General features: G+C 67.8%; 14 protein-coding genes and 1 pseudogene. 3 read left to right on the top strand and 12 right to left on the bottom strand.

From position 1 onward, the window contains the following. Window positions 1-5 precede the first annotated feature (5 nt). Window positions 6-791, top strand: coding sequence for a FadR/GntR family transcriptional regulator (locus EV650_RS00890; protein WP_134114341.1), 786 nt, complete (start codon window positions 6-8; stop codon window positions 789-791). A 25-nt stretch (window positions 792-816) separates the two neighbouring features. On the opposite strand, the gene EV650_RS00885 is transcribed toward EV650_RS00890, so the two are convergent. Then, a complete protein-coding gene (locus tag EV650_RS00885; RefSeq protein WP_134114338.1) occupies window positions 817-1,905 on the bottom strand; it encodes a lipocalin-like domain-containing protein in 1,089 nt (362 codons plus the stop codon). Between the two features lie 62 nt (window positions 1,906-1,967). Here EV650_RS00885 and EV650_RS41455 point away from each other — a divergent pair. After that, window positions 1,968-2,186: pseudogene (locus EV650_RS41455) on the top strand (carotenoid biosynthesis protein); the annotation flags it as partial. 53 nt (window positions 2,187-2,239) lie between these two features. Here EV650_RS41455 and EV650_RS00875 read toward each other — a convergent pair. Both EV650_RS00875 and EV650_RS00870 read right to left on the bottom strand, forming a co-directional pair. Then, the gene (locus EV650_RS00875) at window positions 2,240-2,848 is read right to left on the bottom strand and encodes a manganese catalase family protein (RefSeq protein ID WP_134114334.1); all 609 of its coding nucleotides are present in this window, start codon (window positions 2,846-2,848) and stop codon (window positions 2,240-2,242) included. 39 nt (window positions 2,849-2,887) lie between these two features. Further along, a complete protein-coding gene (locus EV650_RS00870; protein WP_134114332.1) occupies window positions 2,888-3,142 on the bottom strand; it encodes a UBP-type zinc finger domain-containing protein in 255 nt (84 codons plus the stop codon). 134 nt (window positions 3,143-3,276) lie between these two features. Here EV650_RS00870 and EV650_RS00865 point away from each other — a divergent pair, with 134 nt between their 5' ends. Further along, window positions 3,277-4,278, top strand: a complete 1,002-nt coding sequence (locus EV650_RS00865) for a hypothetical protein (protein WP_134114330.1) — start codon at window positions 3,277-3,279, stop codon at window positions 4,276-4,278. A 46-nt stretch (window positions 4,279-4,324) separates the two neighbouring features. Here EV650_RS00865 and EV650_RS00860 read toward each other — a convergent pair whose 3' ends face one another. From EV650_RS00860 to EV650_RS00820, 9 genes are all read right to left on the bottom strand, one after another. After that, complete coding sequence (locus EV650_RS00860; RefSeq protein WP_134114328.1) at window positions 4,325-5,941, bottom strand: FAD-dependent oxidoreductase; 1,617 nt, start codon at window positions 5,939-5,941, stop codon at window positions 4,325-4,327. Window positions 5,942-5,963: 22 nt separating this feature from the next. Beyond that, a complete protein-coding gene (gene trxC, locus EV650_RS00855) occupies window positions 5,964-6,398 on the bottom strand; it encodes a thioredoxin TrxC (protein ID WP_134114326.1) in 435 nt (144 codons plus the stop codon). Beyond that, entirely contained in the window at window positions 6,395-9,022 is a 2,628-nt protein-coding gene (gene clpB / locus EV650_RS00850; protein WP_134114324.1) for an ATP-dependent chaperone ClpB, read from the bottom strand. Before clpB ends, trxC begins: the two co-directional genes overlap by 4 nt. Then, window positions 9,013-9,321, bottom strand: a complete 309-nt coding sequence (locus EV650_RS00845) for a chaperone modulator CbpM (RefSeq protein ID WP_134114322.1) — start codon at window positions 9,319-9,321, stop codon at window positions 9,013-9,015. The genes clpB and EV650_RS00845 overlap by 10 nt, the downstream gene beginning before the upstream one ends. Beyond that, entirely contained in the window at window positions 9,318-10,265 is a 948-nt protein-coding gene (locus EV650_RS00840) for a DnaJ C-terminal domain-containing protein (RefSeq protein ID WP_134114320.1), read from the bottom strand. The genes EV650_RS00845 and EV650_RS00840 overlap by 4 nt, the downstream gene beginning before the upstream one ends. After that, window positions 10,265-10,762 (bottom strand): nucleotide exchange factor GrpE, encoded by a 498-nt coding sequence (locus EV650_RS00835; RefSeq protein WP_134114318.1) that lies wholly within the window; start codon window positions 10,760-10,762, stop codon window positions 10,265-10,267. Before EV650_RS00835 ends, EV650_RS00840 begins: the two co-directional genes overlap by 1 nt. A 5-nt stretch (window positions 10,763-10,767) precedes the next feature. Then, window positions 10,768-12,639, bottom strand: a complete 1,872-nt coding sequence (dnaK, locus tag EV650_RS00830) for a molecular chaperone DnaK (protein ID WP_134114316.1) — start codon at window positions 12,637-12,639, stop codon at window positions 10,768-10,770. Between the two features lie 126 nt (window positions 12,640-12,765). Beyond that, window positions 12,766-15,552 (bottom strand): helix-turn-helix transcriptional regulator, encoded by a 2,787-nt coding sequence (locus EV650_RS00825; RefSeq protein WP_134114314.1) that lies wholly within the window; start codon window positions 15,550-15,552, stop codon window positions 12,766-12,768. Beyond that, complete coding sequence (locus EV650_RS00820; protein ID WP_134114312.1) at window positions 15,549-16,865, bottom strand: helix-turn-helix transcriptional regulator; 1,317 nt, start codon at window positions 16,863-16,865, stop codon at window positions 15,549-15,551. Before EV650_RS00820 ends, EV650_RS00825 begins: the two co-directional genes overlap by 4 nt. Window positions 16,866-16,956: the final 91 nt, after the last annotated feature.

Genomic DNA, 16,956 nt, shown 5'->3' with positions numbered 1-16,956 from the left:
GTGACATGGCGAGCACACCGGAGCCTCCCGCGACCACCGCCCGAGCGGCCGCGCCGATCCTCGCCAAGCTGCGGCAGGCCGTCGGCGACAACGGCGGCCTCGGCGCCTACCGCGGCTCGCGGTCCGAAGGCGTCGCCGCCTACCTGGACGCGTTCATCACCCGCGAACAGATCGAGCCGGGCACCCCGCTCGGCACCAAGCCCGAGCTGGCCAATGCCTTCGGCGTCGCACCGTCCACGCTGAACGAGGCGCTGCAGATCCTGACCAGCAGAGAGCGGATCAAGCTCCGCCAAGGCCCACGCGGCGGCGCCTTTGTCGCGGCCCCCCGGCCTGTACTACGCCTCGCGCACTCGCTCGTCCAGCTGACCGATGGCCTCGAGGACGTCGCCGATGCGGTCGAGCTCCGCGACGCCCTCGAGCCGACCGTGACGCTGAACGCGCTCACCAACCGCAAGCCCGCCGACCTCCGCCGACTGTACGAGCACCTCGCTGCACTGGAGGACACCGAGAACGGGACGGAGCTCTACCAAGCCGTTCTGTCGCTGCACTCCGCGATCGCGGAGTGCTGCACCAACGAGCTCCTCAGAGTCGCCTACCTGACCGCCCTCGAGACGGTCCGCTCCCGGGCCCAGACGGTGATCCACGAGAACGGCGACGACACGACACCACAACAGTTGCGGCGTCGCAGACTGGCAGTCCACCGGGCGATCGTCGAGGCGATCGAAGCCCAGGACGAGAAGGCCCTCCAACTCGCACTCCGCCGCCACTCGACGTACCGCTACAAACACTGACCACCAACGGCCTTGGCAGCCGGAGTCAGGGACGGGCCTTTCCGAAGTACATGAGTTCCCAGAGGGCGTCGTCGACATGGCTCTCGATCAGGTTGTGGCCTTCGTAGTGTTCGATGCGTACCTCGCCGACGAAGCGGAGGTAGGCGCCGTCGAAGCCGGCGATCTTGGCGGCGGCCTTCTTCGGGCCTTTCAGTCCGTCGACGAACTTGACTGTCGAGAGGTCTGAATGCCGGGTGTAGGTGACGACGTAGCGCTCGTCGCCGTCGGTGTAGGTGTAGCGAGTGACGTTTGCGACCGGTTTGCCGGTCTCCGTGTCCGTGTAGGGCCCGAGTTCCTCGAACGTCACCTTCGTCTTGTCGTCGGCGATGAACTTGCCGTCGCGAGCCAGCATGAAGACGGGCAGGGTGGCGTATCCGTACTGCTTCTCGGCGGTGATGTAGGACGCGATCACCGAGTACGGACCGGCCGAGCCTCGCGCCCAGTACCAATGGTGCATGAGCTTCAGCATCAGGGTGTTGCCCCAGTTGTGATCGTGATAGCCCACGCCCGTGGTCGTGCTGCTCCTTCCACCGATGCTGTACGTCGCCTCGACCCGGCCCTCAGGTACCGACGGAAGCCAGGCGAAGATCTGCTCACCCTCGTCACCGAACAGCCAGTGCCCGGACTCGGGACGCCAGGCGGGCACCTGCCCGGTCAACGTGACATCGACCTCGACGTCCTCGGCCTTGGCGCGAATCGTGTACGTGTGCAGGTCGCCGGCGAAGACGTTGGCACCGATGCGGACGTCGCAGGTGTCGGTCGAAGCCGAGAACACCTCCGCATCGAACTCGGCCAGCTTCTCGACCGTGGTGCCGTCGGGCAGCGTCAGGTCGATGCGGATCATCGGCGCGAGCGGCCTGTCGATGGCGGTGAACTCCTTGGTGAAGAACACCACGACCAGCTTCGCGCCGTCGTCCAGGTGCGCATCGAAGTACCACCACTCGTAGCTGCCCGGGCCGCCGTCGGTGCGGAGACCGTCCTCGTGCGGCTTGATCGCCCCAGGCTCGATGCCGAAGCGGGCGTAGTCGGCCGGGGTGTTACCCATCCTGGCCGGAGCGGTGTGGTCGCGTGACATGGCTCTTCTCCTCGGTGCGCCGGATCCTGTAGATTTAATATCCAATCGTCTATTTATCCAGCATGCGCCCGTCGGCCGATTTCGGCAAGTGGGGCCTGGTGATCAGCAATGTCCTGGAAAATCTGAGCATCCAGACCGGGTTCCCGTTCGGCCACTACCACTACACCGGTGGCGGCAAGATCTTCCAGGTCCCGTGGTTCATCGGCCCGGCCTACCTCGCCACCGGGTACCTCGCGTGGGTCGTAGCCACAGTCCTGCTGGACGACGTACGCCGCAACTCGCACCGGCTGACCACCATCGGCACTCCCCTCATCCAACCGGCAGGTAGAGGTTGTCAGCTTTCGGTGGGCTGGAGCGGGGCTTCTTGCTTCAGGTCTGCGGAGACGGATCGGCACAGCCGCTGGTTGGCCGTGGCTCGTGCCAGCAAGAAGGAGAGCAGATACCGGATGTCGGCGTCGTCGGTCAGCCGGTAGAGCCGCGAGAGCTGCATCCGGCGGTCCAGTTCGGCGGCGGCATTGGTCTGCAAGTCGGCGGCCAGGTTTCTGCTGACGTTGCTGGAGGCCACTTTCCACGGGTTGTCCGCAGCATGAGCTCCGGCACCGGCGGCGAGCGCTTGCTCGAGGTCGGTGCCGGCGATCACGGCGGCGACCGTCGGGTCGAGCCGGACAGCAGTGTCGAGGACACCGGCCGGAGCATGCTCCAGCAACCGCGCGATCATCGTGGCCAGCATCTCGATGTTGGCCACCTGTTCGGAGCCGAGGCCGAAGACCAGGTCGCGATACCTGCCGGGAACGTGCATGTCCCAGGGCTGGAACATGTAGTGCATCGCAACCGCGATCTCGTCGTACTGGCCTCCGAGCACGTCCTCCAGACGGCGGGCGTACCCGGCGTCCGGATGCTCGGGAACCGTTGTGAACTGAAGGTCCTGACGGTGGGTGAACATGAGCTGATCCTCAGCGGGTTGAGTGGGTAGTTCGGTCCGTCAGACGAAGGCTTCGTCGAAGTAGCACCAGCGCCAGTCCTCACCCGGTTCGAACGACTGCACGATCGGGTGTCCGTCGTACGCCGCGTGGGCGCGCGCGTGCTTCAGCGGCGAGGAGTCGCAGCAGCCGACGTGACCGCAGGTCAGACACAGCCGCAGGTGCACCCAGGGCGAGTTCAGCCTGAGGCACTCCTCGCACCCTTGGGGTGTGCGTGGCCGGACCGGCCTGATCATCCTCAGATGAGGATCCGCCATGCTCGGCCTCCTGGTGTCCTGGTCCTGCTGCTGTCCGTTCCCAATCTTGTCCACCAGCGGATGACACACATCCCCAGAACAGGTGGTTGTCCGCTGATCCGGGTAGTCGTTGCACGACTGGGTACTGAACGTTCATGGAATCCATCCGCGTCGGACTCGTGTCTGATCCCGCCGCGCCGACTGTGATCGCGCGGCGTCTGACCGACCTGAGGCCGCTCGACGGCCGCGACCCCTGGAACATCACCGTGCTGAGTGAGCCCTTCACCACCGGCTCCGAGGACGTCGACACCGCGGTGGGCCGGCTGCAGGACCACGCTCGCCGGCACGGCTGGGACTTGGTGATCGGCCTGACAGAGCTGCCTCTCCACGATAGTGAGGGCCGGCACCTGCTGGTCGAGGCCGACCCACAACGACAGGCCGCGGTGCTGTCACTGCCCGCATTGGGCGGGCTTCGGATGCACTCCCGCACTCGTCGGGCGGTGCGCTCGCTGCTCACCGGCATGGCCGATCCGGACGCGCAGGACGAGCACCAGGTGGCCCTTCCCCGCCTGAACGGCCGCCTGCGCCTGCTCTCGGGCATGGTGCTCGCCAACCGGCCGTGGCTGTTGGTGCCCGGCCTGAAGTCGGCGCTCGTGGCAGCGCTGGCAACCAGCGCCGTAGCCACGATCAACTCCACGGTCTGGCTGCTGGCCAGTTCGCTGTCGTGGTGGCGTCTGGTCGTCGCGACCGTCGCCTCGATCGCCCTGGTCGTCGGGTGGCTCGTGATCGACGGAGAACTGTGGGACCGCCCTGACGACGACTCCCCGTCGGCGCGGGAAAGGTCACGCCTCTACAACGCGTCGACACTGCTGACGCTGACGGTGGGCGTGCTCATCTGTTATGTCGCCCTGTACGTCGTGAACCTCGCATGGGCCGCCTTCATCCTCGACCCCGATCTGGTCGGCAGCTCCGTCAACGCTCCGGTCGGGCCCGGCGACCTGTTCGTCCTGGCCTGGTTCGTCGCGTCCGCCGCCACTGTCGGCGGTGGTCTCGGCTCCGGCCTGGAGTCGGACGAATCGATTCGCGCGGCCGCGTACTCCAAGCGCGAACAGGACCGCCGCGAACGCCTCGCCCGCGACCAGTCCGCCGACTCCTGACGCGATCGACCGAAGCCTCGACGGTTCTGTTGCTAATAGCAACGAACTACCGGTGCTGACCAAGATGCTCGTGCACCATCCGTACGGCGAGGGCGCCGTCCCCCACAGCGGCGGCCACCCGTTTCACCGACCCACTGCGGACGTCGCCGACGGCAAAGACTCCTGGCCTGCTCGTCTCGAGCAACTGCCGCTCGCCGGCCAGCTGATTGCCCGTCAGGACGAAGCCCCGGTCGTCCAGGAGGATCTGGTCGCCCAGCCAGCGGACGTGCGGGAGACCGCCGATGAAGACGAACAGGGCTTTCGCCGGTTCGACGTGGCGCTCGCCAGTCTTCGAGTCCTCGACCACGACTTCCTCCAGTGCCCGATCACCATGGACCTCGCGCACCTCGCTGTGCGGCTGAACCTGGATCCCGTCGTTCCGCTCGATCCGGTCAGCCAGGTACTGCGACATGTCCTGCCCGAGTTCGTTGCTCCGGACAACGAGCAGCACCGTTGCCGCGTGCTGGGCGAGGAAGACCGCGGCCTGTCCGGCCGAGTTGCCGCCACCGACGATCACCACCGGGTCTCTCCGGCACAGGTTCGCCTCCAGTTCGGTCGCCGCGTAGTACACGCTTGCCGACGTCACGGCGTCGAGTCCGGGCACGTCAAGTTTTCGGTAGCGGACGCCAGAAGCAATCAGCACCGCCCGCCCGCTGATACGTGCTTCGTCCTCCAGAACCACCAGGTGGTGTCCGTCCCGCTCCCCCAGTGCCACGGCGGTGGCCGGCACCGTGAGTTCGGCGCCGAAGCGCCTGGCCTGGATCTCGGCGAGGTCGGCGAGTTCGGCGCCGCTGATTCCCGCAGGAAAGCCTAGGTAGTTCTCGATCCTCGACGAGGTGCCTGCCTGGCCACCGGTGGCCACGGAATCCAGGACCACGGTCGCCAGACCTTCTGACGCGCCGTACACTGCCGCGGCGAGACCGGCCGGCCCCGCGCCGACGACGATCAGGTCGCACACCGACTGCACCGGCGTCGTACGGCGGAGTCCCACCGCGGCGGCCAGGCGTTCGTTGTCCGGGTTCCGCAGCACCTCACCACGCCAGATCACTACTGGCGTTTCGTCCCGTTCGATACCGAGTTCGCGAAGCATGCGCTCGGCCTCCGCGTCGGTTTCCAGGTCGATCCAGTGATGTGGCAGCCGGTTACGCGCCGCGAACTCGCGCAACCGGCGCGTCTCGGAGGAGAACCGTGACCCGATGATTGCGAAGCCCGCGCCGAGGGTGAGCTGAAGCGACCGACGGATCAGGAACGCCCGCAGAATCAGGTCGGCAAGTCGCGGATCCCGCGGTACCAGGTCCTTCAGCTGGTCGAGCGGCACGGCCAGCACCTCGCCGGGCTCCTGTGCCACCGCGGTGAGGAAGAGCGCCTGCCCGGTCAGCATGCCGACCTCGCCCAGGAAGCGGTTCGGGCCGTGGACGGCGACCACACGCTCCTGCTGCGCCAGGTCCTGCACCATGGCGACCGCGCCGTCGAGCACGACGATGAACTCGTCCGGTGACTCTCCCGCCTGCTGCAGCACCTCGCCGGAACTGGTCGTACGGCGCTCGCCGAGCGACCGCAGCTCGGCCAGTTGGACTTCGTCCAGCCGCGGATAAGCGCCGTACAGGTCCGGCGTTTCCTTCATCAGGGCCGTCCGGGGATGCCGCTCACGAGGTTGTCTCCTTGGCCAGTGCCTCTTCCAGCCAAGGTCGCAGCGCCGGTGCCGACGCGGCGCCGATCTGCGTTGCGACAACCTCTCCGTTGCGCAGCACCATCAGGGTCGGAATGGATCGTATCTCGAAGCGTTCGGACAGCTTGGGAGCCTCGTCTGCGTTGATCTTGACCAGCTTCAGCTGGCCTCGCTTCTCGGTGGCGAGTTGTTCCAGCACGGGACTGACCCTCCGGCACGGTCCGCACCATGGCGCCCAGAGGTCGACCAGCACCGGCAGGCTTGACTGCTCCACAACTTCGGCGAAGTCGTTGTCGCCGGCATCGACGATCCAAGGCAGTGGCTGCCCGCAGTTACCGCATCGGGGGGTGCCTTCTGCCACGGCGGGCACCCGGTTGCGGCGCTGACAATTCGGACACGTCACGACCTTCATGCCGCCACCTCCACCGGGTTCTCGTGTGTGACGGTGATGTCGCCGTCCTGGACGGTCACTCGGATCACCGCTCCGTCCAGCACGTCGCCGCCGAGGAGAGCGCGACCGATGCGGGTCTCTACCTCGCGGGCGATGAACCGCCGCAACGGGCGGGCGCCGTACACCGGGTCGAAGCCCTGAGCAGCGATGTGCCGGGCCGCCTCCGGCTCGACCTCGAGCGTCATCCGGCGATCCGCCAGCCGGGTCCGCAGGTCGTCGAACATCAGGTCGACGATGCGCTCGATCTCGGCCATCGTGAGCGGCTTGAACAGCACGATCTCGTCGACGCGGTTGAGGAACTCAGGCCGGAAGTGCCGCCGCAACTCGTCCATCACGGCGTCCCGCGCATCCTCCTTGACCTGCCCGTCCGCGGTCACGCCGTCCAGCAGGTACGCCGAGCCGATGTTCGACGTCATGATGATCACGGTGTTGCGCAGGTCGACTGTCCGCCCCTGCGCGTCGGTCAGCCGGCCGTCGTCGAGGATCTGCAGCAGCGTGTTGAAGACATCCGGATGTGCCTTCTCGATCTCGTCGAACAGCACCACGGAGTACGGCTTGCGCCGCACAGCCTCGGTCAGCTGGCCGCCTTCCTCGTAGCCGACGTACCCAGGTGGCGCGCCCACCAGCCGGCTCACCGTGTGCCGCTCCTGGTATTCGCTCATGTCGATCCGGACGATGTTGTCCTCGGTGTCGAACAGGGCCGCAGCAAGTGTCTTCGCAAGCTCCGTCTTTCCTACCCCGGTCGGACCGAGGAAGATGAACGAGCCGATCGGCCGGCGCGGGTCCTTGATTCCCGAACGGGCCCGAACGATCGCATCCGCGACCAGCTGGACCGCCTCGTCCTGACCGATCAGGCGCTCGTGCAGCACCTCGTCCAGGCGCAGCAGCTTCTCCCGTTCGCCCTCCTGCAGACGGCTGACCGGGATGCCGGTCCAGCGCGACACGATCGACGCGATCTCTTCCTCGGTCACGACCTCGCGTAACAGCCGCTGACCGTGCTGCTTGTTGGCCAATCGCTCCTCCTCGGCCGCGAGCTGACGTTCGAGCTCCGGTTGCCGGCCGTGCCGCAGTTCGGCTGCCCGGTTCAGGTCGTAGTCGCGCTCAGCCTGCTCGGCCTCCTGCCGGACCTGCTCCATCTCCTGCCGCAGCGTCTGGACCTTACGCAACGCCTGCCGTTCCGCCTCCCACTGCGCGTGCATCGCGTCGGCCTCGGCCCGCAGATCGGCCAGCTCCTTGCGCAGTTCGTCCAGCCGCTGCCGACTGGCGGCGTCCTCCTCCTTGGCCAGCGCGGCGTCCTCGATCTCCAGCCGGCGCACCCGCCGGGTCAGTTCGTCCAGCTCGGCCGGCATCGAGTCGATCTCGGTCCGCAGCATCGCGCAGGCCTCGTCCACCAGGTCGATCGCCTTGTCCGGCAGGAACCGGTCGGAGATGTACCGATGGCTGAGCACCACGGCCGCGACCATCGCGGCGTCCTGGATCTTCACGCCGTGGAAGACCTCCAGCCGCTCACGTAGTCCGCGCAGGATCGAGATCGCGTCCTCGACCGTCGGCTCGTCCACGATGACCGGCTGGAACCGGCGTTCCAGGGCCGCGTCCTTCTCGACATGCATCCGATACTCGTCCAGGGTGGTGGCGCCGATCATGTGCAGCTCACCGCGGGCCAGCATCGGCTTCAGCATGTTGCCCGCGTCCATAGCTCCTTCGGTCGCCCCCGCACCCACCACGGTGTGCAACTCGTCGACGAACAACAGAATCCGGCCCTCGGCCGCCTTCACCTCGTTGAGCACGGCCTTGAATCGTTCCTCGAACTCGCCGCGGTATTTGGCCCCGGCAACCAGCGAGGCCATGTCGAGCGCGAAGACAGTTCGGTCGCGCAGGCCCTCCGGTACGTCGCCGTTCGCGATCCGTTGCGCCAGGCCCTCGACGATCGCAGTCTTGCCGACGCCGGGCTCTCCGATCAGCACCGGGTTGTTCTTGGTCTTGCGGGACAGGATCTGCACAACCCGGCGGATCTCGTTGTCCCGGCCGATGACCGGATCCAGCCGGCCCTCCGACGCATCCTTGACCAGGTCCCGGCCGTACTTCTCCAACGCTTCGTACGACGCTTCCGGCATCGCCGAGGTGACCCGTTGGTTCCCCCGGACGGCGGTCAACGCCGACAGGAAGCCGTCGCGAGTCAACCCCTGATCGGCGAGCAGCCGCCCGGAGGCGCTCTGCCGGCCCTCGTCCAGTAGAGCGATCACCAGATGCTCGATCGAGACGTACTCGTCCTTGAGCCGCTTGGCCTCGCGGTCCGCAGCGTCGAGAAGCCGCGACAACCTCTGCGTGACCAGCACCTGGCCGGGCTCCGCGCCCGGACCGCTGACCTTGGGACGCCGGTTCAGCTCCTGTTCCAAGCTGTCCCGCAGCCCGTCCGGATCCGCACCGGCCTGGGCCAGGAGCCTCGGGGCCAGACCGTCCGGTTGCTCCAACAGCGCCAGGAGCAGATGCTCGCCGTCGATCTGACTGTGCCCGAACCGCAGGGCTTTCGTCTGAGCGTCGTGCAGAGCCTCCTGCGACTTCTGCGTAAGGCGGTTCATGTCCATGTCCTGGCTCCTCTTCGGACGAAACGTCTGCGCTCTGCTTCCAGCACGGCGATGCGATCCAGCAGGTCCATCACCAGACCCAGCGCCGCATAGTTCAGGTCGAGCCCGGCCCGCAGTCGCTGGATCCGGGCCACCCGGCTCAGCTGCGACGGGACGAACCACAACTCGCCGCTGCCGTCGGTCGTTGCCTCGAGCAATCCCAGGGCGACGAACCGTTTCAGCAGTTCGGGATGTGCTCCGGTCAGCCGCGCGAAGTCCTCAAGCGCGAACCGGCTGGGCCTGGTCAACTGATGGCTCATGCCCGCCTCCTCGGGTCGAACTTCGACGTCCCGGCCAACTCCTCGAACAGGCGCTTCTCCTCGCGGGTGAGTCTCGGCGGAACCATCAATCTGACCTCGGCGTACAGATCACCCGGCGTCCCACGGGGGTTCGGCAGACCGCGGCCTTTGAGCCGGAGCCTGCGTCCGCTCGAGCTGGCCTTCGGCACCTTCACCGTCGCGTCACCACCGGGGGTCTCGATCGACACCGACGCACCCAGCGCCCCCTCCCACACGGCGAGCGGCAGGTCGACGGTGAGGTCACGTCCAGAGACCCGGCACCGCGGATGATCTGCGATCCGGACCACCAGGTACAGGTCTCCGGCGGGTGCGCCACCGGTGCCCTGGCCGCCCTGCGCGCCGAGCCGGATCCGCTGACCGTTCACCACGCCGGCCGGGATCTTGACGTCGATGGTCCGGTCCGCGCCGGTCGGACCGCGCACGGTCAGTTTCCGGTTGCCGCCCCGGTAGGCCTCCTCGACGGTCAGCTCCAGCTCGACCTCCTGGTCCGAGCCCGGGATCCGGCCCCAGCCGCGCCGGGTTCGGCCACCGAACATCCCGCCGAGCAGGTCGTCCAGATCGATGCCCTCGGCATCGAACTGACTCGCTCCGGTATCCCAGGTAGGCTCCCTGGTCCGGCCGCCGCCCCCGGCCCGGCCGGCACGGGACCGGGCGTAGGTGTCGGGGTCGACGTCCGGAGGCACCCGGCGGAAGTCCTCACCGAACGCGTCGTACCGCTTGCGCTGTTGGGGATCGGACAGAGCGTCGTAAGCCTCGGAGACCTGCTTGAACCGTTCCTCCGCGTCGGGGTCCTTGTTGACGTCCGGGTGATACTTGCGAGCGAGCCGGCGGTAGGCTTTCTGGATCTCGTCGGCGCTCGCGTCCCGCGAAACCCCGAGGGTTGTGTAGAAATCCCGGCTGGGCATCAGCGCTCCTCCGCGGCGACCACCACGCCGGCCGGACGAAGCACCCGAGTTCCGTCACCGTACCGGGGCCGGACGACGTGCACGATCGTGCCGGCCGGCACCTCAGGGCTGGGCGTGGTACCGACCGCCTCGTGCAGCGCCGGGTCGAAGCGTTTCCCGCTGTCGTCGACCTGGGGGTAGCCGAGTCCGGACAGTACGGCGAGGGCCTGGTCCCGCACGGCCCGGATACCTTCGACGATCGCCTCGTCGCCGGCGTCGGCATGCTCCAGCGCCAACTCCAGGTTGTCGACGACCGGCAGCCAACTGGCGGCGACCAGGGCGCGTTCGGTGTCCCGCTGCTGTCCGGACTCGCGCGCGACTCGCTTCCGGAAGTTGTCCAGCTCGGCCGCCGTGCGCCGCCACCTGTCTTCCATCTCGGCGGCCTTCTCGCGCGCCTCCTCCAGCTCGTCCTCGACTCGTGACGGCGCCGCACCGTTGTCGGTCTCCTGATCGGCCATTCGGATCAGCTCGTCGAGAACTCGGCATCGATGACGTCGTCGTCACCGTCCGCCGGCGGCGTACCGCTGGAGCCCTGCGGCGGCGTGCTCGAACTCAGAGCCTGGGCGAGTTGCTGCAGCTCACCGGTCAGCGAACGCAGCCGCTCCAATGGCGTTTCCTGATCCTTGATCGCCTCGCGGGCGTCGCCGACCAGCATCCCGGCCCTGGCCCGGTCGTGCTCGGCCACCGCTTCGCCTCGGTCGGCGAGGGCCTTTTCCACCTGGTAGGCGACCGAGTCCAGCGCGTTGCGCGCATCGACCAGCTCACGCAGCCGGTTGTCGTCGCTGCGGTGCGCCTCGGCGTCCGCGATCATCCGTTCGACCTCGGACTGGTCCAGGTTGGAGGTCTCGCTGATCGTGACCTTCTGCTCCGCGCCGGTGTCCTTGTCCTTCGCGGCCACGTGCAGGATGCCGTTCGCGTCGATATCGAAGGTGACCTCGATCTGCGGTACGCCGCGCGGCGCCGGGCGGATATTCTCCAGGCGGAAGCGAGCCAGCACCCGGTTGTCCGCAGCCAGCTCCCGCTCGCCCTGCAGGACCACCACATCCACCGCGGTCTGGTTGTCCTCGGCGGTACTGAAGATCTCGCTCCGGCGGGCCGGGATGGTCGTGTTGCGCTCGATGACCTTCGTCATCACGCCACCCATCGTCTCCAGCCCCAGTGACAGCGGGGTGACGTCGAGCAGCAGCACGTCCTTGACCTCACCCTTGATGATCGCGGCCTGTACGGCGGCACCGATAGCGACCACCTCGTCCGGATTCACGGTCATGTTCGGGTCCTTGCCGCCGGTCAGCCGGCGTACCAGGGCCTGGACGGCCGGAATCCGGGTCGAACCGCCGACCAGGATCACCTCGTCGATGTCGTTCGCGGTCATCTTGGCGTCGCTCATCGCCTGCTCAACCGGCCCCAGGCACCGATCGACAAGGTCTGCGGTCAACTGCTCGAAGGTGGACCGCATCAGCGTGGTGTTGAGATGTTGCGGACCTTGGGCGTTCGCGGTGATGAACGGCAGACTGATCGTCGTCTGGGTGACCGACGAGAGCTCGACCTTGGCCTTCTCGGCGGCCTCGAACAACCGCTGCAAGGCCTGCGGGTCCTGGCGCAGGTCGACCCCTACCTCACGCAGGAAGTCGTCGGCCAGTTTGTCGACCACCCGGCGGTCGAAGTCGTCGCCGCCCAGATGCGGGTCACCGGCTGTCGCCTGGACTTCGACGACTCCGTCGCCGACCGTGAGCACACTGACGTCGAAGGTACCGCCGCCGAGATCGAACACCAGAATCGTCTCGTTCTCCAGCTTGTCCATCCCGTAGGCGAGCGCAGCCGCGGTCGGCTCGTTGATGATCCGCAGTACCTCGAGGCCCGCGATGCGGCCCGCGTCCTTGGTCGCTTGACGTTGGGCGTCGTTGAAGTACGCCGGCACGGTGATGACGGCCTCGGTGACCTTCTCGCCGAGGAACTTCCCGGCGTCTTCGACGAGTTTGCGCAGGATCAGCGCGGAGATCTCCTCCGGTGCGTGCAGAATGTGCCGGATCTCGAATCTCACCGCCCCGTCCGGCCCGGGGACGACGTCGTACGAGACGGCGGAGAGCTCGGAGGAGACCTCATCGAACCTCCGGCCGATGAACCGTTTCGCCGAGGTGATCGTGCCCTTGGGGTTGAGTACGGACTGACGACGGGCCAACTGGCCCACCAGCCGCTCACCGGAGTCCGTGAACGCCACCACGGAAGGAGTGGTTCTGGCGCCTTCGGCGTTCGGGACGACCGTTGGCTGGCCACCCTCCATCGCGGCGATCACTGAGTTGGTCGTGCCCAGGTCGATGCCGACGGCCTTCGCCATGGTCTGCCTCCTGTGTGTTCCGGGCCTCTGTACGCCTTGTCACGGACACACACAAACCTGGTCCGCTCAGACTCCGAACACATCCCCAGAACGTGTGGTTCAGGGGATCAGGCGATCATCGGTTGATCAGACATCGACGGTCGGTTCGCGGGTCAGGACGACCTGGGTGAGTTCGACTCGGGATCGGACATCGAGTTTGCGATAGGCGTGCCGCAGGTGTGACTCCACGGTGTGCGGAGACAGCTCGAGTTCGTCGGCGATGGCGTGGTTGGTGAGTCCGGTCGCTGCACGTCGCGCGACCCGGAGCTCGGCCGCCGTCAGGCTCGGCCAGCCGAAGCTCGGCCGTTTGACCGTTGACTGTTCCGTTCCCGGCCCGGCATTTTCCGAGAGTCGCTGCCGGACGCGCCGGCCGAGCACGACCGCGCCGGCCCGGTCGTACTCGGCACGTGCCAGCTCGAGCTGCTCCAGGGCTTCCGCACGCCGGCGCTGCTCGAACAGGCCGGCCGCGGCATCCTCGGCGGCACGGGCGCGCGCCAGCGGGCGGGGACTCGCCTCGAACGCGTGCACAGCCGCCACCAGGCGGTCGACGTCGTCGTCGAGCAGGCCGCGGGCCTGCAGGCCCGCGGCGTCGAACGAGATCACCGCACGGTTGATCCGACGGAGGGTGTCCGCCGCATCGGCGGCCGTACCAGCGCGCTTCGCGTCATTCGCTCGCCTCGCCAGCCCCACCAGGCGCGGTCCAACCATGGGATCGAACGCCAGCACCTGCAGACCGTCCGGCAGTTTCTGATACAGCGAGGCGAGGTGCGCGACCACGCGTGCGGGTTCCTCACCGGCCGTCTCGTCGACCACCGCGCTCGCCCACGCCAGCCGTTGCGCTCCGTCACTGCCCGGCTCGTACACCCTGCTGACGCCGCGCCGCAACTGACGGCGGGCCGACCCGAACTCGCCCCGGTAGGCGTTCGCCTCCGCGAGTACGGCGCACAACTCCGGCACGTACTTCCACGACTGCAGCTCCTCGGCACGGATCAGGCCCGCGTTGCCTTCGGCAATGGCATCGTCCAGGTCACCTCGATGCAGCAGCAGCGTCGCGCGGCACGCGGACCCGAACACGTTAGTCCACTCCGTGCCGGGCCCAGCCACTCGCCGGCCGGCGGCATCGAAGGCGGCCTCCGCCTCGTCGAAGCGATCGAGCGCCATCAGCGTGTGGCCCCGCGTCCAGCAGACCTCGAGGTGCCGCTCCTCAGTCGTGTCAGAGGCCAGCACGTCGACGGCTTCATCGACGAGTTCGAGCGATCTCGTCAGGCGACCGCGCACCCTCTCGGCCGCCCCCATCGTGAGGAGAGCCCGGCCCGCCCGAGCCGACGTCCTGCCAGTAGCGAGAGCCTGTTCGCCTGCTCGCAGGGCCGCGCGGGGGTTACCGGCCATCAGATGTGCGTTCGACTCTGCGGCCAACAGCAAGGCCCGCGTCGAGTCGTCGACACCCTCGAGGGCGAGCGCAGTCCTGGCGTGGTGCAACGCAGAGGCCGAGCAACCAGCGATCCCGAGGGAGTCGGCCAGTTCGAAGCGAAGCCTTGCCTCGACTTCCGTTGGTAGGTCGGCCCGCAAGGAGACCTCAGCGAGTGCATGGGCCTCCGCGTTCCGCCCCGCGCGAAGGAGCAGGCTCATCGTCTCCAGCACAAGCCCTGGCCGATCGACGTCGGCGTACGGCATCAGGTCGACGGCGCGCAGCCTCAGGTCCCCCGCCGGGCCAGGAGCAGCGGCCGCGACATCGTCGGAAGCCCGGACCAGCAGCGCGGCGGCTTGGGCGTCGCCAGGCACGGCGCCAGTGATGGTGTGGGCCGCCGCATCGGAGAGCGATCCACCCGTGGCGAGCAATGCGTGAGCCGCGTGGCGATGCAGGTCCCGCCGCACGCCAACCGGGAGCGCACCGTAGACCGCCTCGCGGATCAGATCATGCTGGAACTCCAGCTGTGTGCCTGCCTCCACCAGCAGACCTGCTCCGAGCGCCTCCTGGACCGCCGGCAGCAACTCGGCAACCCTGCGATGCAGAACCTTTGCGACTGACGGCAGGTCAAAGGTTCGGCCGAAGATCGATGCGGCATCCAGCAGTTGCCGGGTCGATGGCTCAACCTGGGTCAGCCAACCGCGGAGCCGCTGCTGCAGAGAGCCGGGCAGAAGTCGAGCGCGTGCCGCGTCGATGATGAGCTCGTCATGTTCGGCGAGCGTGGTCAGCAGGTCCACCACGACTGCCGGGTTGCCGGCGCACTTCTCCAGCAGTCCCAGCAGCGCACCGTCCGGTGCGGCGCCCAGCAGATCACCGGCCACCCGTGCCACAGCCGCCGGCTCCAGCGGCGCCAGCCTGAGCGGGATCGCACCGGCTGCGACCAGGTCGGAGAACAACGCGTCCACCGTCGGCGTGGACGGCCAAGGACGCCGGCTCAGCAGCCACATGATCGGGCTGGCTGCCAGACGTTCGGTCAGAGCTCTGAGCGCGATCACTGTCAGCGGGTCCGCCCACTGCAGGTCGTCCAGTGTGATCATGATTGGCCGCCGAACCGCAGTCCTCCTGAGTGCCGCTTCGAGCCGGTCGATCAGCCAGGAGGCGTCATAGTCCAGCAGGTGCACGGGATCGAACTCTGCATTGCCGAGAATCGGCGGACTGCAGTCACGCAATGCCGCCAGCAACGGCGTCAGCGGCGACACCCGGTGGAACTCGTCGGCGACACCGGATCCGACGCCGATCTCGAGCGTCCGGGCGCAGGTCACCGTCTCCAGCACCAGCCTGCTCTTACCGAGGCCGGCCGTGCCCTCCACCGCGATGACGCACCCACGACCAGCCGCTACAGCCATGACGGATTCGCCGAGTCGACGCATCTCGGTCTCCCGGCCGAGCAAGGATCGAGGGTTCATCGGCGAGACAGCCGATCCCGTTCGCGGTGGACAGACGCGCGGGTCAGCTCCACCCGGCTCCGGACGCCGAGCTTTCGATACACCTTTCGCAGATGGAAAGAGACAGTGTGCGGCGAGAGGAAGAGCCGCGTCGCCACCTCGCGGTTGGTCAGCCCTTGAGCCACCAGTTCGGCCACCGTCCGCTCGCCACCGGTCAGACAGTCCCAATCCTCGACAGCATCCTGCGGCCGGCCGATCGCTGGGGTCGTAGCCAGGTCTGTGCGGAACCGGCGCGTCCCAGCTACCTGACGGTGCAGCGCGAAACGCATGGCGGCCGGGACGCGATCGGCGACCGACTGCCGGACGAGATCGTGGTGGAACGCCAGTACATCTTTCGCAACCGGGATGAGCAGGTCGGCCGCGATGATCTCGTGCAGCGGCTGCCGCAGTTGCTCGTCCGGCCATCCGAGCAGGTCGCGCAGGTCGTCCACGGCAAATGATCGATCCAAGGACGCGGCGACATCGAGGAGATGGCGCGCCGTGGGGCTGAGCCGCATGACCCAGTCATGGACGACTTCACACACCTGCGTCGGCGGCCGTCCGGACAGCAGTTGTGCGCGGCCACCGGCGACAGCGACGCCGCCCTCGGCCCGCAGTCCGTCCAGGAGTGCTCTGATAAGTAGCGGATTACCCGCCGCACCGTGCGCCATGGCCAGCAGGTCACCGTCCGGGCGCGCGCTGAGCACGTCGGCGATGACGTCGGTGACCGCATCGTCCGCGAGGGGCCCGAGTGCGATCCGGGACGCTCCCAGGTGCTCCCACTCCCCGAACAACCAGTCGATCGGGGGGTCCTCCCCCGCCGTCCGACGCACCAGCACCCAGCCGATCGGATACTCCGCCAGCCACACCGGCAACGCTCGCAACGCCGCTATCGTCGTCGAGTCGGCCCACTGAGCGTCATCCAAGGTGATGCAGACCGGACCTCGTGCGGCGAGCTTCTCGGTGTGAACCGCCAACTTTTCCAGGCACGCGAGCATATGCCCTTGACTGGCCTGTGCGACGCCCGATGGCGCCAGGTCAAGCCCGGCGAACAGCGGCGCCAGCGGCGGGGGCCGCGGCAGCTCCTCGGCATGGGCCCTCGCGAGGCTGAAGCCGTCGTGCGTCGCCTGATCCTCGGCCGCGGCGAGAAGTCGGGTCTTTCCGATGCCCGGCGCACCGTCCACCAGCAAGATCGCGCTGTGCCCGGCCGCCGCGGTGCCGAGGAGGTCGAGGACCGACTTGAGCTCTCCCACCCGGCCGCGAAGCCGGCCCGCCGAAGGTCGTGGCGTGAACATGGGAGCCCCTGCCTCTCACTCGCCGTACGCGGCGCGGTACAGCTGAAGCCTCTCTCGGGCGGCCGGAAATCCGCCAGGGTTGTCGAGGAAG

This window comes from Kribbella kalugense (assembly GCF_004365875.1).
Taxonomy (GTDB): domain Bacteria; phylum Actinomycetota; class Actinomycetes; order Propionibacteriales; family Kribbellaceae; genus Kribbella; species Kribbella kalugense.
Note: the sequence above shows the minus strand (reverse complement) of the source record. Positions and strands in the feature narration are given on the sequence as shown.